Below are 18190 nucleotides of genomic sequence, written 5' to 3'. Positions count from 1 at the left end.
TTTGCAATTAGCAAAAATAGTTATGTCTGTAGAGGTGGATGCTTGGGGTGTGGTTTGGGATGAGAAGGCTAGCGAAAGGTGCTGGCAAGGGGTGTTATGAGGGCGTTTGCTGCCTCACGGCGGTATGCGGTTATGATGTTGTCGTTGGAAGTATGGCAGAGCGGCCGAATGCACTGGTCTTGAAAACCAGCGAGGGTCACACCTCCGGGGGTTCAAATCCCCCTGCTTCCGCAGATGGAAACCCTCAGTAGTTGTTCTACTGGGGGTTTCTTCATTTGTCTTCAAAATTGGCGTATGTGGTGGGGTCAGCGACGGATAGTCGGACCGTACGTAACCGCGGTATTGCGCGCATTGCTGCATTCTCTCCGGCCGCAGGTATGACATGCGCGGACATGTGCGGGATTCGGCAGTATCGCACATGCTCAGGAACTGGTGGTCAATGACACCATCGCCAAGGGGGCGCCGACGCGATTGCCGACGGTTCGTTGAATACAGGAACTGAAATCCACTTCAACCCGGGGCACTCGGTGGAAAAGTTGCATGACATGGACCCGAAACCGTTGTGGCCTGAAACAATACGGGCAATTTGCCAAAACCGGTAAGCTCGGTCTTGCTGTAATACAAACCCAGCGTCATACTGGCGGACGGTATTGAGGGAAAAGGTCGAACAATGGCAACGAATCGGAGCAACCACTCGGACGACTCGTTCGGTGAGTGGAGCATAAATCCGGACGCGTCAGATGATCAGCCCTCTGCAGATACGCCGGCAAATGCGTGGAGCGCTGTGGATGGGGCACAGTGGGAGCAGACTGAGGGGCAAACGCAGTATCTGCAGCAGTATCAACAGTCCCAGCAGCCTGAACCGTACCGCCCCGCCCCCTATGTCCCCGGTCCGCAAGCTGGGCCGGCTGCTGCACCGAGCAATGACAATAAGGGGCTGACCATCGCGGTTATTGTCCTGGCGCTCGTTGCGGTTTCCCTCCTCGTCGGCGCAATGGCCTTCTTCTACTTCTCCGATTCGAAGGGAGTGAATTCGGCCGGCAGCAATTCATCCCAGTCGGTTCAGTCCGCTAGTACTGAGGATTCCTCCACGTCGTCGACCGCTGAGCAGAAGCGTCGCGCTGAGGGGTTCCAGCCGCCATCGAGTTGGCGCCACTGCTCCGGCTCGGGTGATCCGGGTGATTTGAACTTGGTATATGCAGAAAATGTCGGAGGTAACACGACAACCTGTCAGTTTGCCACCAACGTGCGCAATTCCTTCGTTGAGCAGTACCAACTTACGAAGAAGCTCAACGGTACTGTCACCGCTAGCAGCCCAACAACTGGCAAGACTTACACCATGACCTGCCGCGATAACGGTGAGGTTGTCACTTGCACCGGCGGTACGAATGCGACGGTGCACATTGTCTAAACGTCTCCGAGTAGCTCTGGCCGCAACCGCCGTCGTCACGCTCGGTCTTAGCGCCTGCACCATCGGCACCGACTCCGACTCGTCGATGCCCTCGCCGACGCTGTCCAATTCGCTTGGCGACGGCACCGGAGGCGCATCCTCCGGCGGGAAAGTTGTGCCCGGTGAGATGCCTCGCGAAGTTGTCGAGGCCGTGAAGTCCGCGCAAAAGGAATTCGGTGGTTTGGCCGGCGCCGCTCTGGCAACGCCGGATAAGGATTCCGAAGTGGTTTCCACGGGGGATTTCAAAACTGGTCCGGCCTGGTCTACCTCCAAGGTGCCAATCGCAGTGGCTTATGTGCGCCAAATGGGCGTGGACGCGCAGGTGGAATCTGCAATCACGGTTTCCGACAACGACGCGGCTGAGTCCATGTGGTACTCCCTCGGCAATGACGCGACCGCAGGCGCCACCACCAATAAAATCCTTCGAGAGGGTCACGACGCCCGCACCGTCATGGGTACTGACCGCATCCGCGCGCAATACACCGTCTTCGGGCAGACGCAGTGGGATTTGCGCGACCAAGCTGTTTTCGGCGCCAATTTGCAGTGCATCGAGGCGGGCCCAAAGGTTGCTGACCTCATGGGGCAGATTGCCGACGAGCAGTCCTACGGCCTCGGACGCATCCGCGGTGCCCACTTCAAGGGCGGTTGGGGCCCAGATGATGAAGGCGTCTACCTTGTGCGGCAGTTCGGCTATCTGCCGGGCAAGAAGCCGGGCACCTTCGTTGGTGTTGCTATCGCAGCCCAGCCTGACGACGGCACCTATGAGACCGGCCAGCAAATGCTCGACCGCATCGCAAAGGCGATTGAGCGCAGTGGTGGCGCGACCACTGGCCGCGCTGGCACCTGCTAGCTGAGCGATAGCTGCTAGTGCTCAATTCCTAGCGCAGCCAGCAGCTGCGAGGTCTCTTCCTCGGTGGTGATGGTGATGCGAGCACCTTCGCCGGCAAAGCAGCGGATGAGAATGTTGTGCTGCGCCAAGAAGTCACCGAGATCCGTGGTGGTAGCCACCGAGACGTCGTCAAGCAAAGAGAGATCGGCAATCCGATCCTCACCAATCCAAATGAAGTTGGCCTGCGAGTTCGGCAGCACCGTCTCGCGGCCGGTGGCGGCGTTGATGGCCTCGGTGACGGCGACGCGCTGTGCGCGGACCTCGGCGATGCGGGCGGTGAGCTCTTCCTGTGCGTCCAGCGAGGTGAGCGCGGCGATCTGCGCGAGAGTGTTTACGGAGAAGGGGATAGCGACCTTATTCACGGCCTCCACAAGCTTCTCCGGACCGAACATGTAGCCCACGCGGAGCCCGGCCAGGCCGTAGACCTTGGAGAATGTGCGCAAGCCAACCAGGTTGGGGTAGGTATCCAGCAGCTCATGAGCCAACGGGGTAGCGGCGTGAGTGACCTCGTCCACCAACTCGATGTAGGCCTCGTCGAGAGCAACCACAACATCGCCCGGAACCTGCGCCATAAACTCCGCAAATGCCTCGCGAGTGACGGTCGTCCCCGTTGGGTTGTTGGGGTTACAGACGAAAACCAGACGTGTGCGGTCGGTGATAGCGGCAGCCATAGCTGAAAGATCATTGCGACCCTGCGCATCCAGCGGCACCGGCACCGGAGTGGCCCCGGCGACGCGAGCGAGAATGGGGTAGGCCTCGAAGCTGCGCCACGGGAACACGACCTCATCCCCATCCGCACAGGTGGCCTGCACAAGCTGCAGGCACAGAGCGGAGGAGCCGCAGCCGACCGCGACCTGTTCCATGGGTAGGCCCAGGTGTTCGCCGAGCTTAATGCGCAGGTCAACCGCGCCCATGTCCGGGTAGCGGTTCGGACCGGTAGTTGGGTCAGAGATGGTTTGCGAGATGGCCTCCACCACCGAGGGCAGCGGTGGTTGGGTCATTTCATTGGACGCAATCTTCAGCGCGCCGGGCACAGCCTTGCCCGGAACATAGGCCGGAACCTGTTCGAGGTCGGCACGGGTTTTGGGCTGAACTGAAGATGCATCGTTGGTCATAGGCCTAACTGTAGAACATGGTCCGGATTGGGCAGTACGGAATCCCCGCAAAATCCCAAGGTGTGGTCGCTATTTGTGGTGCCGTATTTGGTGGCTTCGCGGGTGTTTTGCTTTTCAATTCTTGTGTTCTGTAGGATTGGCTGCGGTTATTTGGTCTTGCCAACGCAATGGCGAACAGCTTTGCTGAAGCGGGATCGATGCCAGTGGTTTTGGAGGCGTGCCAGAGCGGCCGAATGGGGCTCCCTGCTAAGGAGTTGCCTGTCTTGCGACGGGCCGGAGGTTCGAATCCTCTCGCCTCCGCCACACGCGCCCGTAGCTCAACGGATAGAGCATCTGACTACGGATCAGAAGGTTAGGGGTTCGAATCCCTTCGGGCGCACCAGTTCAGACCCGTACCTTGTAGGTGCGGGTCTTTTGTATTTATTACCTGGCAGTGCAGCGCAAGCCGAGGCATTGCGGGGCGGGGCAGCGCGGTCCTTCACTTGTGGCCAGGGTTCGGTCACTTATCGATGGTTTCTCGTGACCTGTCGATGGTTTTGCGCCACTTATGCGCGCGCTGTGGGTGCCACGTGTGCACTTGTCGATGCGCTGTTCACTTGTGGCCAGGCTATAGCGAATCGATAGGTGAACTATGCATCGATAAGACAACGAACCAGCTCCCTTGCTTCAGCAACGCGCAGCAACAGGTAGCAACGTGCAACAACAGGCACCAACCCGGACCTGCCGCCCGACTCACCACCTCCCTGAGCCGCCACGGCCGTACCTCCAACACCCCCGCGCAGCCTTTGCCTGGCCGAATCCGATTAGCCTGGCCTTGTACTTGGTCAATCGGGGCTTCCGCCCCGCGCCGTCCACCTCGCGTACCGAGGGACATTTTCCTATCCTGAACAGTTGCAATAGACTTAGACCCCGGTTGCCCTCCCCGTATTTCGATAGGAGCCTTGATGGACGCCCGTCTAGCCGTTCGCCGTAAGCCCGAGTTCCGCAATGAGGAAGCTACGCTGCTGTCCTCGATCGGCCAGGACGGTGAGGTGGCAATCTACTATCTCTACGATGCTTTCGATGCGACGGAGGAGGACCTCGTCGCGCTGCGTGAGTCGGTAGTTGCTGATTCGCGTGTCGACGAGCTGGCCGAGCTCCCGACCCCCGCCGAGCTGGGGAACTACCTTGCTGTCGAGCCTCTTCCTGGCCAGTACGACCAGCGTGCCGATGCCGCCGAGCAGGCCCTGCGTCTACTCCGCCCGGAAACCCGCGCGCAGATCACCTCGGCAACGCTGTATGTTTTCGACGCTCCGGTGAATGACGCCGTACGCTCCTTCCTCATTAACCCGGTCGAGTCGGGGGAGAAGAACCTGAGCGTCCTGCGCCGTCCGAGCATGGGCGAGATCGAGCCGCTGAAGGAGTACCCGGGCTTCACCGAGCTGGACGACGAAGGCCTGGCCGAGCTGCTCGCAGCCGACGGCATGGCCATGTCGCTGGCCGACCTGAAGACCATCCAGGATTACTTCCGCTCCGAGGGCCGCACTCCGACCGAGGTGGAGCTGTCCGCACTGGATACCTACTGGTCGGACCACTGCCGCCACACCACCTTCAACACCGAGCTGACCTCCATCGAGAACAACGAGCCGCGCTTCGCCGCGCAGTTGGATCGCGCGCTGCGTCGCTACGACGAGCTGCGTGAACTCAACGGCCGCACCCACAAGCCACGCACCCTGATGGACATGGGCACCATCATGGGCCGCGAACTGCGTCGCACGGGCGTTATGGACGATCAGGAAGTCTCCGAGGAAATTAACGCCTGCTCCGTCTACGTCGATGTCGAAGGCGACGACCGCAAGTGGCTCCTCATGTTCAAGAACGAGACCCACAACCACCCGACCGAAATCGAGCCATTCGGTGGCGCCTCCACCTGTCTCGGCGGCGCAATCCGCGACCCGCTGTCGGGTCGTTCCTGGGTCTACCAGGCCATGCGCCTGTCCGGCGCAGGTGACATCAACACTCCGCGCGAGCAGACCCTCGAGGGCAAGCTGCCGCAGCGCGATATCTCCTCTCGCGCCGCAGCCGGCTACTCCTCTTACGGAAACCAGATCGGTCTGGCCACCACTGGTGTGCGCGAGCTGGTCCACCCGGGATACGTCGCTAAGCGAATGGAACTCGGTGCCGTCGTCGCCGCTGCCCCGGCAGACAACGTCAAGCGTCTCGAACCTGCGCCGGGCGATGTGGTAATCATGCTCGGTGGCCGCACCGGCCGTGACGGCGTCGGCGGTGCGACCGGCTCGTCGAAGGCCCACGATGAGGACTCGCTGGGCCGCTCCGGCGCCGAGGTGCAGAAGGGTAACCCGGTCAACGAGCGCAAGATTCAGCGCCTGTTCCGCCGCGAGGATGTCGCCACCAAGATCGTCCGTTGTAATGACTTCGGCGCTGGTGGCGTGTCCGTTGCGGTTGGTGAGCTGGCTGACTCCATTGACATTCACCTCGAGCGCGTGCCGCTGAAGTACGCCGGTCTGAATGCCCGCGAAATCGCGATTTCCGAGTCCCAGGAGCGCATGGCGCTGGTCGTGCGCCCGGAGGATGCCGACTTCATCATCGCCGCCGCTGCCGAGGAGAACATTGAGGCCGTCGCGCTGGCCGACATCACCGACACTGGCCGTCTGCGCATGTTCATGGGCGACGAGGTTGTCTTCGACCTCTCCCGTGAGTTCATCGACACCAACGGCGCTGACCGCGCCCAGAATGTCGAGATGGTTGCTGCGGAGGGCGGCGTCGTAAAGCAGGTACCGGCGAGCGTGCTGGAGTCGCTGCGTGCGGCGACGGCGGGCTCCCAGGAGGGCATGATCGAGCAGTTCGACTCGACCGTCGGCCGCTCCACCGTGCTCATGCCGTACGGTGGCGCGACGCAGAAGACCGACGAGCAGGCGTCGATCCAGACGCTGCCGGTCGATGGCGGCACGAGCACCGCGTCCGTCATGACTTGGGGTTACTCGCCATCGCTTGCCGACGAGTCCCCGTACCTCATGGGCTCCTACTCCGTCGTGGAGGCACTGGCTAAGCTCGCAGCGGCCGGTGGCGATCCGCGCGGTGCCTGGCTGAGTGTGCAGGAGTACTTCCAGCGCCTGGACCAGGATCCGCAGCGCTGGGGCGAGGTTGCGCAGGCTCTGCTCGGTCTGCTCGAGGCTCAGGACGGCTTCCAGGTTGCGGCCATTGGCGGTAAGGACTCCATGTCCGGCACCTACGGCGAGGACCTGCACGTGCCGGCGACCCTGGTGACCTTCGCAGTTGCCGCGATGGACGAGACCGACGCTGTCTCTGCTGCAATCCCGGCAGGTAACTTCGACCTCTACCTGTTTGCGCACAAGCCACTCGAGTCCGGGGAGCCGAACTACGAGCAGCTCAACGAACTATTTGCTGCCGTGCGGGAGCTGCGTCCGGCTGCGGCCTCGGCTGTTACTAACGCGGATCTGGCTGCGACCCTGGTCAACATGGCTGTGGGCAATGGCGTGGGCCTGGAGGCATCCCTTCCGGAGGCTCCGCTGGGCTCCATTGTGGTGGCTGTTCCGGCTGGTCAGGATGTTGAGGGTGCTGTTGAGGGTGCTGTGAAGATCGGTGCCACCGACGAGTCGGGCACGCTGCGCTTCGGTGAGGAGTCCTTCACTGTCGCCGAGGCTCTGGAGGCAATGGAGTCCGGTTACCGTGAGGTCTTCCCGCTCAATGACTACGAGGGCGAAGCCCTGCCGGAGTTCGCTAACCAGGTCAACGAGACCAAGACCGACCTGCAGAGCCCGGGCAAGAAGGATGTCCACGTGTTGCTGCCAGTCTTTCCTGGTACCAACTCCGAGTACGACATGGCCGAGGCATTCGTCGCGGCTGGCGCTACCTACGAGTTCCACGTAATCCGCAACCTGACCCCGGCAATGCTGGCGGAGGACACGAAGGCGTTCATCGAGAAGCTTCAGGACTCCGACATCCTGGCATTCTCCGGTGGCTTCTCCCTGGGTGATGAGCCGGACGGATCCGCCAAGTTCATCGCCGCGTTCCTGCGTTCCGACGATGTCGCAGCCGCCGTCAAGGAGTTCGTGGCCGACAACGGTCTTGTGCTCGGTATTTGTAACGGTTTCCAGGCGCTGGTCAAGTCCGGCTTCCTGCCGTACGGCGACCCTGCGCAGCTCCGCGAGGACTCGCCGACCCTGGCCCACAACCGCCAGCTGCGTCACGTGTCCCGCATCGCCACCACTCGCGTCGCGACCGTGAATTCCCCGTGGCTGCGCGGTTTCGAGCCAGGTCAGACCCACCTCATGCCGGTTTCTCACGGTGAGGGCCGTTTCGTGGTTTCCGAGGACGAGGCCCGCCGCCTGTTCGAGGCCGGTCAGGTCGCTTTCCAGTACGTCGATGCTGACGGCGATGCCGAGGGCGTGCCGACGATGACAGCGCCAGCCAACCCGAACGGTTCTTCCTACGCCATTGAGGGCATTGTCAGTGCTGACGGCAGGATTCTGGGCAAGATGGGTCACCCTGAGCGTTTCCGCGAGGGCTTGATGCGCAACATTCCGGGTATTGGTGAGCAGGACATCTTTGGCAACGCTGTCCGCTGGGTCCGCGGCGAGTAGTTCCTCGGTTGCTCCGGTCCGCGCCGGCGCTGGCCTCGGAGCCGGTTAGACCGGGGTAACCGCAACGAAACCTGTTGTTAATGTGCAACGGATATGTGTGCAACGAATATGTACTTGAATAAGTGCCCAAAAAGGTTGCGTGAGCAGGCGATTTTGTAAAACTTCGCAGGATGAGTAAAGTATCTATTCGTTGCAGGGGCCGAGGGAATTACCCCAGAGTCGCTGAATAACAACAAAATGCGCCCGTAGCTCAACGGATAGAGCATCTGACTACGGATCAGAAGGTTAGGGGTTCGAATCCCTTCGGGCGCACAAAGCAGACCCGCACCGATAAGGTGCGGGTCTTTTTGTCTGCCCGACTTGTCGATGGTGTTCCGGCACTTATGCGCGCGGTATTGGCTCTTCCTGCGCTCATGTCGATGAGCTATTCACTTGTGGCCAGGCTATAGCTCATCGATATGTGAATACCTCATCGATAGGTGAGGGGCGGAATTGACAGGTGAGGGGCGGAGCGGAGAATCAAGCAAGGAACTAGAGTATTCGTGCCTTTTCGTAAGCGAAGTCGACAAGAAGTCCGCATTTCCGCCCACCCGCATCCGCAAACCGCACCCGCACCCGCAAACTACATCCGCAAACCGCACCCGCACCCGCAAACCGCCACCTGCCACCCGCACCCATGAGCCCGTCCACCCACGAGCCACCCCAAACCTCCAAACCCCCAAACCCCAATGCCTAAGTATTCGAAACATCTCAAACTCGCAATATCTGCCTAACGGTCTAGACTGTGGAACCATGATTCGTACTGAGTCCATTCTTGACCTTGCTACCGTAGCCTCGGGGCAGTCCCACGCCGACGCCCTACAGGGCTCCATCGATTTGGCGCAGACAGCGGAAAAGGCCGGGTATCAGCGTATTTGGTACGCAGAGCACCACAATATGAACTCCATCGCGTCCTCGTCGCCGGCCGTTCTTATCGCAGCCGTGGCTGCAAAAACCGAGAGCATCACCCTCGGCTCCGGCGGCGTCATGCTGCCGAATCATGCACCGCTGACGGTCGCGGAGCAGTTCGGCACGCTCGCGAACCTGTACCCGGATCGCATCGAGCTGGGGCTTGGCCGCGCGCCGGGCACTGACCAGGCCACTATGCGTGCGCTGCGTCGTGACCCGCGCTCTTCCGATTCCTTCCCGCAGGATGTGCAGGAGCTGCGCGGTTACCTCTCCGACGAGTCGCTGATTAAGGGCATCAACGCGATTCCGGGCCGCGGCACCCACGTGCCGCTGTACATCCTGGGCTCCTCGCTCTTTGGTGCTCAGCTCGCGGCGGCGCTCGGCTTGCCGTACGCGTTTGCTTCGCACTTCGCGCCGGACGCGCTTCGCGATGCCATCGCGGTCTACCGCGAGCAGTTCCAGCCTTCTGAGCAGCTGGATAAGCCGTACGCTTTTGCGGCCATGAACGTGATTGCGTCGGAAAGCGAAGAGGATGCGCAGCAGCAGTACTTCGCTACCCGCAGGAACATGGTCAGGCGGTTCCTCAGCCGCGGTGGTCACCACCTCACCGACGATGAGGCAGAGATTCTGATGGATACCCCGCAGGGGCGCCAGGTGCAGAATATGTTCCGTCATACGGCAGTCGGCACGGTGGCACAGGTGCGTGAGCAGATTGCGCAGTTCGGTGAGTACTCGGCGGCGGATGAGCTGATCGTGGCTCATCAGTCGTTGAAGGTTCCTGACCGACTGCGTTCGGTGGAGCTCACCGCGGAGGCCACGGGGCTGACCGCGTAAGGCTCCAGGCCCAGGAGTACGTCGAGGCACGCGGCCTTAAGTCGCCCTCTTACTCCACCGCAGCCAGTGGCAGCGCCTTTTCGCTGGCAAGCTGCATGATTTCGGCGTTGGTGCGCTCGCGGAGGAAATCCGCAAGTTCCTCGCGGTTGCTCGCGCCAGTGGCCTCGGTCAGGGCGGCGGCAAAGTGCGGCTCCAGCGCTGCCACGGCCGCGTAGCCATCGGCGCTGGGGTAGAGGCCGTACGTCCACAGGCCGCCACCGAGTAGTCCGCCGGGCGCCGTCATGCCGTACTTCAGCGGCGCGGCACCGGTCTCACCAGCCTGCTTCAGGCCGATGCGGCAGTGCAGTCCAGACTGCTTTACGACGTCCGCCCCAGCACCTGCCCGCTTAATCAACCCGGCAAGGGCAGCGGTGACCGCAAAGTGCGCGCCCAGAATGTCGCCCAACAGCACCGGCGGCATCGCCGGAGGCGTGAGGGTTCCGGCCTCCGCCTGGTAGGTCAGGTCATGGCCAGGGGTTTCTGGAGCTTCGGTATCACCGACAATGTCGATATGTACCGGCCCATTCGGGCGCTCGTGGAGGCCCGCCAGCCCCATGCGTTCCAGCGCGGAGGGGCGAACCGAGGTGATGACCACATCGGCCTCATCGATCAGCGAGCTCAGCTGTGCGCGACCCTCATTGCTCTTCAGATCCGCCTGGATAATCTCGTGACCTGCGGACATAGCTTCATACCAGGAGCGGCCGAAGGCGCCGAGCGGATCGCCTGTTGGTGGCTCGACCTTAATCACCCGGGCGCCTAGCTGGCCCAAGTGCTGAGCGGCCAGTGGTCCCGGTACGTTAATGGCGAAGTTGACGACAGTGATGCCTGCGAGGCTGGTGTGCAGCTCGGGGGAAAACATAGTTCCACACTAGAACACATCTATCTGTCCGCCGACGCTTTCGGCCAACTTCAACTGGTTGATCCAGCCGCCCTCGCCGACGCGCAGTCGGAAAATCGGGCGGTGAGCAGGGCGGGCCTCGTAGCGGACACGGGCAATCTGACCGGTTTTGGCCAGGTCCATAGCGGTTCCCTCGGTGGCCAACTGGGTGCGCGCGGCGGTGAGGCGCTCGATGACGTCGTCAAGCGCGGTGAGCACGGGTTCGGTGTTGTTCTCACACCAGGACATGACCATGTCAGGAGCAGCGGCGGCGACGCGGGTGCAGTCGCGGAAAGAGCCGGCTGCAAGCGAAATGGCCAGGGGGCCACCGGCTTCACCGGCGGCGGCAATTGCGTAGGCCGCCAGGTGTGGCATGTGGGAGATGCGGGCGACGCTGGCATCGTGGTGATCGCTCAGCGCTGGAATGAGTTGACTGCCAAGAGCTGCTCCCAAGTTGGCGACCTGCGAAAAGACTTCAATCCACCGCTCCGGGACGGGCCTTCCCGCAGCGTCGGCAGCAGCTGCCAGGTCGTAGGTGATGACCCAGGGGGCGCCGTCGAAAAGCCCTTCGAGCGTGGCGGACCAGCCCGCCTGCGCGGAACCCGCCATTGGGTGCGCGCCGACGAAGCGTTCCTCCATCCCGCGAGCGGAGACCTCGGCGGCGACGGCCGCCTTCACGGAGACCACATCCGTGATGCCACAGCTGGGGGCGTGCTCGTTGATCGCGTCGAGCATCGTGCCGACGACTGTCATGGGGGTGCCAATTACGATGAGCGCGCGGCTGGCCTCAGCGCGCTCGAGCGTGGCTTGAAGATCTGTACTGGCGTCGAATCCCTCTTTCGTGGCTTCCTCGACCGTCGGGGACGAGCGATTCCAACCGAAGCATTCGACGTTATGGGCCCGCAGATCGCGCATCATGGAGCCACCGATGAGGCCCAAACCGAGGATGCATACCGCGGGTAGTTGTGCAGCTGACAGGGAGGACGAAGCAGGGGAGGGGGACTCGAAATTGCTCACCTGACAAGCATGACATACAGCGACTAGCGTTGTGGGTTATGAGCACGACCTTTTCCGGAGGGTACACCTCCGATGACGACCGCTCCTTCGCGGTTGCCGTAACTATGGGGGAGCGCGGTTGGCGCGTCGTCGATCTTGGGGACGACGCCACCGATTCCCTCGCTGACGCTGCACAGGCGCTGCGCAATCTGCGTTCGGAACGCGCCGCTGTCGGAATGCTCAATATCGACGACGATTACTTTATTCTCGTGCGCCAGGGCGTTGGGTCGCTGCGCGTTGTGCTTTCCGACGCCACCGCCGCCGTCACCGACGACATTGCGGCAGATGTGTTCGACGAGCTGGATCTGGATATCCCCGACCTCGACGAGGACGAGCTCGACGATGTCGACGCCTGGGCCGAAGGAGATATGGATATCCTCGCTGACCTGGGCTGTTCGGAGGAAGCCCTGGAGTCCATCTGTGACGATCAGTCGCTGTGGGCGTCCGAGCAGCTTCTGGCCATTGCCGAGGAGCTGGGGTGCGCCGAGGAGCTCGCCGATGTCGCCGACCTGGATTACGACGGTGACGATGACGACTACGACCCCTATGACGACTAACTCTGAGAAAGGTCATCTGGCCGGGCGGCCAACCGTCCTTGCGGCCAGCCAGCCAGCTGGTCGGCCAAGTGCCCTGCCCCGTCGAAAACAGGACATTCTCGACGAAGAGTGGATGCGCCTGGCTATCGCCGAAGCTGCTCACACGGCCCCCGGGGATGTGCCGGTGGGAGCTGTGGTCGTGGATGCCGAGGGCAGGGTTGTGGGCCGGGGTTCGAACCGTCGGGAAGCTGATGGTGATCCGCTTGCCCACGCCGAAGTCATTGCGTTGCGCGAGGCCACCCGCGCTGTTGGTGACGGCTGGCGGCTGGAGCAGTGCACGTTGGTCGTGACACTTGAGCCGTGCGTGATGTGCGCCGGCGCGTGCGTCATGGGGCGCGTGGGGCGTGTGGTCTTCGGCGCGTGGTCGCCCAAGACCGGCGCGTGCGGCTCTATCGCCGATGTCATCCGCGATCCCGCCCATGCATTCACGCCGCAGGTGCGCGGGGGTGTGCTTGCCGACGAATGCTCCGTTTACCTGCGGGAATTCTTCGAACGGCAACGGCAGTCGGAAGCGTGAGCGGGGTCACGGTTAGGTCACAATTCCCGCTGTGGCCGTGACGAGTCTTCATTTTCACGTACCGTCGGAACTAGTGGGGCTGCTAGACGGTGGCTCTAAAGAATAGATAAGTCGTTTACATAGGAGGCTTACATAATGAGCGAGCTGCAGAACAAGGCCGACGAGTTGGGCGGCAAGGTTAAGGAAGCTGCCGGCGACGCCGTTGGCAATGACGACCTGTCAAACCAGGGCAAGGGCGAGCAGGCTGCGTCCAAGGTCAAGCAGGGTGCTGAGGACCTGAAGGACAAGGCTACTGAGACCTTGGGCAAGCTGACTGACAAGTAAAGCGCTTAGCTCTCGGGTAGAGATAACCCCAACCTTCTCCGCTTCTGATGTGCGGAGACGGTTGGGGTTCTTTGTGTTTCGATGGCCGGCTGTCAGCGTTGGGGCTGGCTACAGCTTCTGAGCCACCAGGTCATCCAGTGGTTCGGCGGACAGTAGGTACGGGGCGATCTCGAAGACGGTACGGGCACCAGTCTCGCCAGCCTGCTTCAGGCGGTAGGCAGCGCGACCGTAGGCAACCTGGACGGCTGCGGTGAAGTCGGGGTTGCGCTCCAGTTCGAGACCGAACTCGATGACGTGGCCGGAGGTACCGGCCTGGCCACGGGTAATGACCTGGCCGCCGTGCGGCATGCCCTGGTGGTCGCGGTCGAACTCCTCTTCAGAGATGAAGTCCACGATGGTCTCGTATGGGGCAAAGTAATCCGGCATGGTCACGATGGTTTCGCGGATCTGCTCCTTGAGCTTGGCGTCCTCCTCGGCGTTGCCGGTCTCTTCAGCGACGACGAAGCAGTGGCGCAGGTGGCACTCGTTACCCTTCAGGTCTGCGCCCTCGCCCTTCTTCACGGCCTCGATAGCTTCCGGGTTCGGCTTGGTGTACTGGACGCCCTTCTTCACTCCCGGCACACGACGCACGGCATCGGAGTGGCCCTGCGACAGGCCTGGTCCCCAGAAGGTCATCTGGTCTGCTCCCGGCAGGATGGCAGCGTCCAGGACGCGGTTCAGAGAGAACAGGCCCGGGTCCCAACCGGTCGAAATCATGGCGATGTTGTCACCCTCACGAGCGGAGGCGTCCATGGCTGCGCGGTGCTTCGGAATCTCGTGGTGGTTGTCGTAGGTGTCGACCGTCGTAAAGTTCTTTGCCAGCTCAGGGGCCTGCTCCGGGACATCGGTGGCCGAGCCGAGGCACACGAACAGCACGTCTACCTCGTCCTTGTACTTTTCGACATCCGCAGCCGGGAGCACGCGGGCCTCAGTGTCCAGCGAATCGCGACGGGAGAAAACACCGACGAGTTCCATATCCGGCTGGTCGGCAATGACCTTTTCGATGCTGCGGCCCAAGTTGCCGTAGCCGATGATGGCGGAACGAATCATGAGGGAGAACCCTTTCTGTGTGGCTGCACTTCTGTGTTTAAGTTTCTAGATTTCAAGCTACAGACTATTCCTTCATATCTCAGCGGGCGTTGGCCACCCCGAAGAGCGCGGTGGTTTACTTGGATGGTGCAGTAGATGGAGTGATTTGGAATGGCGGGGGTTGTGGTTCTGTGTGAACGGCTTGGCGAAGGACCGGCGGTGTCGACTGTGCGAACAGCTGAGCCGTCTGACCTGGGGATTTGGTAGATAAAGGGGCTACCTGTAACGTTTTCTAGCGGTGACGTGTCCGAGCGGCCGAAGGTGAAGCACTCGAAATGCTTTGTGCGGTAACCCCGTACCGAGGGTTCAAATCCCTCCGTCACCGCCAATAAAACCCCCGGTGGTTCCTTTAAGTAGGAGCCCCGGGGGTTTTGCATTTAATCGGCCCTGATTGCCTGGGTGTGGTGGAGGTGTGGGAGGTGTCCGTCGTAAAGCGGCAAATGGTGAGGCGTCCGACCTGGAGCACCTAAATCACAAAATTAACATCAGTAACACACACCCCATTGTTCACGTTTATCCGGGAAGTCCGCTACTCTTAGCAAAAGTATTTCCGGTTTTTATGTCGTGCCCGCCCCCAGTGACCGCGTCAGCGCCAGAGTTGATGTTGGCCAATCCGGGGTGGTCGCTAGCATCGGAGTAGCGAAGAGGCTTCAAACTGCAGGTGAAGTCCGAGGGAGTGCTTGGGTAGCGCGAACTTGGGGAAGCTGCAGTTGGGGGCGGTCCAGGCGAATATTAGACGTAAGGGAAACTTGACATGGCAAAGGCCTTGTTCAAACTCGGCAGGTTCTCCTACCTGCATAAATGGACTGTGATTATCGCGTGGTTCCTGATTTTGGCGGGGCTGGGCGGTGCAGTTGCCGCATTCCAGAAGGGATTCATCGACCAGTTCTCGATCCCCGGCATGCCGTCGGCAACGGCTTCGCACGTGATTGAGGAAAAGTTCCCCGATGTTCCGAACCCAATTCGAGAGCAGCGTATCTATGTCGCCTTCGAGGCCCCGGAGGGGCAGAGGCTCGATGACCCACAGAATAAAGAAGCTGTTGACCAGGTCATTAACGGCATCCGCGACAATGTCGGCCAAATCTCCGATGATTTGCAACTTCACAACCCGGTAGACCTCAATCCGAAGATGCAGGCGATGGTCAAGGAACAGGGCATGGCCGCCGGCCTGCCCAAGGATGTTGCCGAGGCCGATGCCAATGCGCTGCGTACCGTGTCCGATGACGGTCGCTACGGTATTTCCACCTTCGTTTTCGACGCCAAGATGCCGCAGGACATCGAGCCGGAGAATATGCAGGCGCTTCTCGACGCAATGCAGGCCGGTCGTGACGCCGGTATCAAGGTCGAGGCCTCTGGCCCGGGCATGCAGCCCGCGATTGAGGTAGCTCCGACCTCGGAGATTATCGGTGTGACCGTGGCATTTATCGTGCTGGTTGTCACCTTCGGATCTCTGGTCGCTTCGTTCCTGCCTATTGTGACGGCGGTAGTGGGCATTATCATCGGTGTCTTCGGCGTGACATTGATGACCGCATTCACCGACGTCAACTCGATTACCCCGGTACTTGCCGTCATGTTCGGCCTGGCTGTCGGTATTGACTACGCACTGTTCATCCTCTCTCGCTACAGGGCAGAAAGAGCCCGAGGGATGACCAACGAAGACGCCATCGGCATGGCTACCGGTACGGCTGGCTCCGCTGTGGTTTTCGCCGGCCTCACCGTGATTGTCGCGTTGGCAGCGCTGACGGTCGCCAAGGTGCCGTTCATGTCTCTGATGGGTATTTCGGCGGCAATTACGGTGGCCTTCACAGTACTGGTCTCTCTGACCCTGCTGCCGGCAGTTATGTCTCTGCTGAGCGACAAGGTCTTCGCTGGTCGCGTGCCCGGTGTTGCTGGCAACCCCTCGCGTAACCCGCGCAAGGAACGTCGCTCTTCCTTCTTCGGTGAGATGACGATGGGGCGACGTTGGGTCACTTTCGTGCACAAGGCCCCAGGGTTGTTCCTGGTCGGCTGTATCGTCTTGCTGTTGGCATTGGCCTACCCGGCCATGCACTTGAAGCTGGCGCTGCCGTCCGACTCTACTGCGGCTAAGGACAGCACGAACCGCAAGGCCATCACCATGATTGAAGAGGGCTTCGGTGCGGGACGTAACTCTCAGCTCATCATTATTGCCAAGTCGGACGATGTGAAGCCCGATGCACCGGTGCTCAAACCACTTATCGAGTCCCTGAGGCAGACCAACCCGGAACTCTCTGACATCGAGGCCGCCCGCAAGGCTTCCTATAGTTACGCTGTTGACCAGTTCAAATCCAACGTCGGTGTCGAGCACATCCAGATGATTGGCATGAATCATGACGGCACTGCGGTCAAGATGATTATGACCCCGAAGTCGGGTCCACTCGATCCCGCGACCAAGCAGCTGATGAACGCGGTGCGCGATCAGCAGAAGCAGATTGAGCAGACCACCGGCCTATTCACCGGTGTCACTGGCCTGGTTCCTATTGAAATTGACATCACCGACCGCCTCCAGGGCGCAATGCCGCTCTACTTGGGCGTTGTCGTGGGCCTGGCAGTGATCCTGCTGCTGATGATTTTCCGTTCCCTGATGGTGCCGTTGACTGCGGGTGTGGGCTTCTTGCTCTCTGTCGCAGCCGCATTCGGTGTCACCGTGGCATTTTTCCAGGACGGCCTCTGGGGTGTGATTAGCACTCCGGGTCCGCTGGTCAGCTTCGTGCCAATCTTCCTCATCGGCGTGACGTTCGGTTTGGCCATGGACTATCAGGTCTTCCTGGTTTCCCGCATGCGCGAGCATTACACCCACAACAAGGGTGAATCCTCACCAGAGTCGAAGTACAACGCGGTCGAAGAATCGGTCGTTGAGGGCTTTACTCTCGGCGCTCGTGTGGTCACTGCCGCTGCGATTATTATGATCTCCGTCTTCGCGGCTTTCGCCGGGCAGCCCCTGGCGATTATTAAGGTATTCGGCTTCGCGCTGGGTGCCGCAGTGCTTTTCGACGCCTTCGTTATTCGCATGACCTTCATCCCGGCATCCATGTTCCTGCTTGGCCGCGCTACGTGGTACATGCCGAAGTGGCTGGACAAGGTGTTGCCTTCTGTGGATGTCGAAGGCTCTGCCCTGGAAGAGGTTTCCGAGGAGCTGGTGGAGAAGGGCCGCCGCGAGCGTATGGCTCGCGGTGAGTCCCTGTTGCCCGAAAGCGAAGGTGCTGGGCGTGGCTTTGGCGACACGGACGCTGACGAGGACGAAACAGACAGTGCCGATGGTGAAGTTGGTGCTGGTGCAGCCGCTGCGGCGGGCGCGGCGGGCGCAGCAGGTGGTACCGCTGTGGCGGTTGCGACCAAGAAGCGTAACCGCTGGATTCCGAAGCGGAAGAAGGCAAAGCTGGAAGAGCTCGAGCTCGCTGACCAGGCCAAGCAGGCCGAACAGCCGGAGCGCTCTGACCAGGCTGAGCAGGCCGAACCGTCGGCCCCGACGGCACCAGCTGAGCCGGAGAAGCCGACACAGCCGGAGCCGACAGAGCAGCCGGAGCAGGCAGAGCCGACCGAACAGCTCATGCAGGCAGCGCCAGCTGAACCAACCGACGCCCAGCCGAACCCGGAAAACGCCAAGGACATCGAGGTTCGCCCGTACTACAGCCCGGCTCGCAAACGGAAGAAGATTACGGTTGCGGAACTGATGAAGCGCGAAGGACTCGAAGAGGAAGCGCCACGTCGTAGCCGCGCCGTGTGGGACCCGGAAAACGCTGCCCAACCCGAGGAAAACGACAGCGCTGAGTAACTCCACCTGCCACCACAGGT

12 protein-coding genes and 5 tRNA genes are annotated in these 18190 nt (G+C 61.2%); 13 read left to right on the top strand and 4 right to left on the bottom strand.

Annotated features, from left to right (window positions below; translation table 11 throughout):
• Positions 1–146: 146 nt before the first annotated feature.
• The 3 genes from HMPREF3042_RS09140 (at position 147) to HMPREF3042_RS09130 (ending at position 2300) form a co-directional block, all read left to right on the top strand.
• Positions 147–231, top strand: a tRNA-Ser gene (locus tag HMPREF3042_RS09140).
• Between the two features lie 439 nt (positions 232–670).
• Positions 671–1411 carry a hypothetical protein gene (locus tag HMPREF3042_RS09135; RefSeq protein ID WP_070856892.1) on the top strand — a complete coding sequence of 247 codons (741 nt, stop codon included), beginning with the start codon at positions 671–673 and terminating at the stop codon, positions 1409–1411.
• The gene (locus HMPREF3042_RS09130) at positions 1404–2300 is read left to right on the top strand and encodes a hypothetical protein (RefSeq protein ID WP_246822399.1); all 897 of its coding nucleotides are present in this window, start codon (positions 1404–1406) and stop codon (positions 2298–2300) included. Before HMPREF3042_RS09135 ends, HMPREF3042_RS09130 begins: the two co-directional genes overlap by 8 nt.
• Before the next feature lie 14 nt (positions 2301–2314).
• Here HMPREF3042_RS09130 and HMPREF3042_RS09125 read toward each other — a convergent pair whose 3' ends face one another.
• A complete protein-coding gene (locus tag HMPREF3042_RS09125; protein WP_070856888.1) occupies positions 2315–3454 on the bottom strand; it encodes a histidinol-phosphate transaminase in 1140 nt (379 codons plus the stop codon).
• 211 nt (positions 3455–3665) lie between these two features.
• On the opposite strand from HMPREF3042_RS09125, the gene HMPREF3042_RS09120 reads away from it, so the two are divergent.
• From HMPREF3042_RS09120 to HMPREF3042_RS09100, 5 genes are all read left to right on the top strand, one after another.
• Positions 3666–3757, top strand: a tRNA-Ser gene (locus HMPREF3042_RS09120).
• A 3-nt stretch (positions 3758–3760) separates the two neighbouring features.
• A tRNA-Arg gene (locus tag HMPREF3042_RS09115) sits at positions 3761–3836 on the top strand.
• Positions 3837–4398: 562 nt separating this feature from the next.
• Positions 4399–8058, top strand: a complete 3660-nt coding sequence (locus HMPREF3042_RS09110; protein WP_070856886.1) for a phosphoribosylformylglycinamidine synthase — start codon at positions 4399–4401, stop codon at positions 8056–8058.
• 239 nt (positions 8059–8297) lie between these two features.
• Positions 8298–8370: transfer RNA gene (locus HMPREF3042_RS09105), tRNA-Arg, on the top strand.
• Between the two features lie 480 nt (positions 8371–8850).
• Positions 8851–9840: an LLM class flavin-dependent oxidoreductase gene (locus tag HMPREF3042_RS09100; RefSeq protein ID WP_070566532.1), complete on the top strand. Its 990-nt coding sequence runs from the start codon at positions 8851–8853 to the stop codon at positions 9838–9840.
• Between the two features lie 49 nt (positions 9841–9889).
• Here the strand turns inward: HMPREF3042_RS09100 and HMPREF3042_RS09095 are convergent, their stop codons facing one another.
• Both HMPREF3042_RS09095 and HMPREF3042_RS09090 read right to left on the bottom strand, forming a co-directional pair.
• Positions 9890–10738, bottom strand: coding sequence for a CoA transferase (locus HMPREF3042_RS09095; protein WP_070856885.1), 849 nt, complete (start codon positions 10736–10738; stop codon positions 9890–9892).
• Positions 10739–10747: 9 nt separating this feature from the next.
• Positions 10748–11773: a prephenate dehydrogenase gene (locus HMPREF3042_RS09090; RefSeq protein ID WP_070856883.1), complete on the bottom strand. Its 1026-nt coding sequence runs from the start codon at positions 11771–11773 to the stop codon at positions 10748–10750.
• A gap of 38 nt (positions 11774–11811) precedes the next feature.
• Here HMPREF3042_RS09090 and HMPREF3042_RS09085 point away from each other — a divergent pair, with 38 nt between their 5' ends.
• The 3 genes from HMPREF3042_RS09085 (at position 11812) to HMPREF3042_RS09075 (ending at position 13249) form a co-directional block, all read left to right on the top strand.
• Complete coding sequence (locus tag HMPREF3042_RS09085; RefSeq protein ID WP_005510946.1) at positions 11812–12369, top strand: tRNA adenosine deaminase-associated protein; 558 nt, start codon at positions 11812–11814, stop codon at positions 12367–12369.
• A 112-nt stretch (positions 12370–12481) separates the two neighbouring features.
• Positions 12482–12925 (top strand): nucleoside deaminase, encoded by a 444-nt coding sequence (locus HMPREF3042_RS09080; RefSeq protein ID WP_070851234.1) that lies wholly within the window; start codon positions 12482–12484, stop codon positions 12923–12925.
• 135 nt (positions 12926–13060) lie between these two features.
• Positions 13061–13249 (top strand): CsbD family protein, encoded by a 189-nt coding sequence (locus tag HMPREF3042_RS09075; RefSeq protein ID WP_070429201.1) that lies wholly within the window; start codon positions 13061–13063, stop codon positions 13247–13249.
• 108 nt (positions 13250–13357) lie between these two features.
• On the opposite strand, the gene HMPREF3042_RS09070 is transcribed toward HMPREF3042_RS09075, so the two are convergent.
• Positions 13358–14338 carry a diaminopimelate dehydrogenase gene (locus HMPREF3042_RS09070; protein ID WP_070856880.1) on the bottom strand — a complete coding sequence of 327 codons (981 nt, stop codon included), beginning with the start codon at positions 14336–14338 and terminating at the stop codon, positions 13358–13360.
• 276 nt (positions 14339–14614) lie between these two features.
• Between HMPREF3042_RS09070 and HMPREF3042_RS09065 the strand changes: the two genes are divergently transcribed.
• Positions 14615–14705, top strand: a tRNA-Ser gene (locus HMPREF3042_RS09065).
• A 426-nt stretch (positions 14706–15131) separates the two neighbouring features.
• The gene (locus HMPREF3042_RS09060) at positions 15132–18170 is read left to right on the top strand and encodes an MMPL family transporter (RefSeq protein WP_070856878.1); all 3039 of its coding nucleotides are present in this window, start codon (positions 15132–15134) and stop codon (positions 18168–18170) included.
• Positions 18171–18190: the final 20 nt, after the last annotated feature.

It is taken from the genome of Corynebacterium sp. HMSC074C05, assembly GCF_001838325.1.
In the GTDB taxonomy this organism is placed as follows: domain Bacteria; phylum Actinomycetota; class Actinomycetes; order Mycobacteriales; family Mycobacteriaceae; genus Corynebacterium; species Corynebacterium amycolatum.
This window is presented reverse-complemented; position numbering and strand designations above follow the sequence as displayed.

Coding starts and splice junctions, on each gene's coding strand:
- HMPREF3042_RS09135 (WP_070856892.1), top strand. CDS start 671: ATGGCAACGAATCGGAGCAACCACTCGGACGACTCGTTCGGTGAGTGG.
- HMPREF3042_RS09125 (WP_070856888.1), bottom strand. CDS start 3,454: ATGACCAACGATGCATCTTCAGTTCAGCCCAAAACCCGTGCCGACCTC.
- HMPREF3042_RS09110 (WP_070856886.1), top strand. CDS start 4,399: ATGGACGCCCGTCTAGCCGTTCGCCGTAAGCCCGAGTTCCGCAATGAG.
- HMPREF3042_RS09100 (WP_070566532.1), top strand. CDS start 8,851: ATGATTCGTACTGAGTCCATTCTTGACCTTGCTACCGTAGCCTCGGGG.
- HMPREF3042_RS09095 (WP_070856885.1), bottom strand. CDS start 10,738: ATGTTTTCCCCCGAGCTGCACACCAGCCTCGCAGGCATCACTGTCGTC.
- HMPREF3042_RS09085 (WP_005510946.1), top strand. CDS start 11,812: ATGAGCACGACCTTTTCCGGAGGGTACACCTCCGATGACGACCGCTCC.
- HMPREF3042_RS09080 (WP_070851234.1), top strand. CDS start 12,482: ATGCGCCTGGCTATCGCCGAAGCTGCTCACACGGCCCCCGGGGATGTG.
- HMPREF3042_RS09075 (WP_070429201.1), top strand. CDS start 13,061: ATGAGCGAGCTGCAGAACAAGGCCGACGAGTTGGGCGGCAAGGTTAAG.
- HMPREF3042_RS09070 (WP_070856880.1), bottom strand. CDS start 14,338: ATGATTCGTTCCGCCATCATCGGCTACGGCAACTTGGGCCGCAGCATC.
- HMPREF3042_RS09060 (WP_070856878.1), top strand. CDS start 15,132: ATGGCAAAGGCCTTGTTCAAACTCGGCAGGTTCTCCTACCTGCATAAA.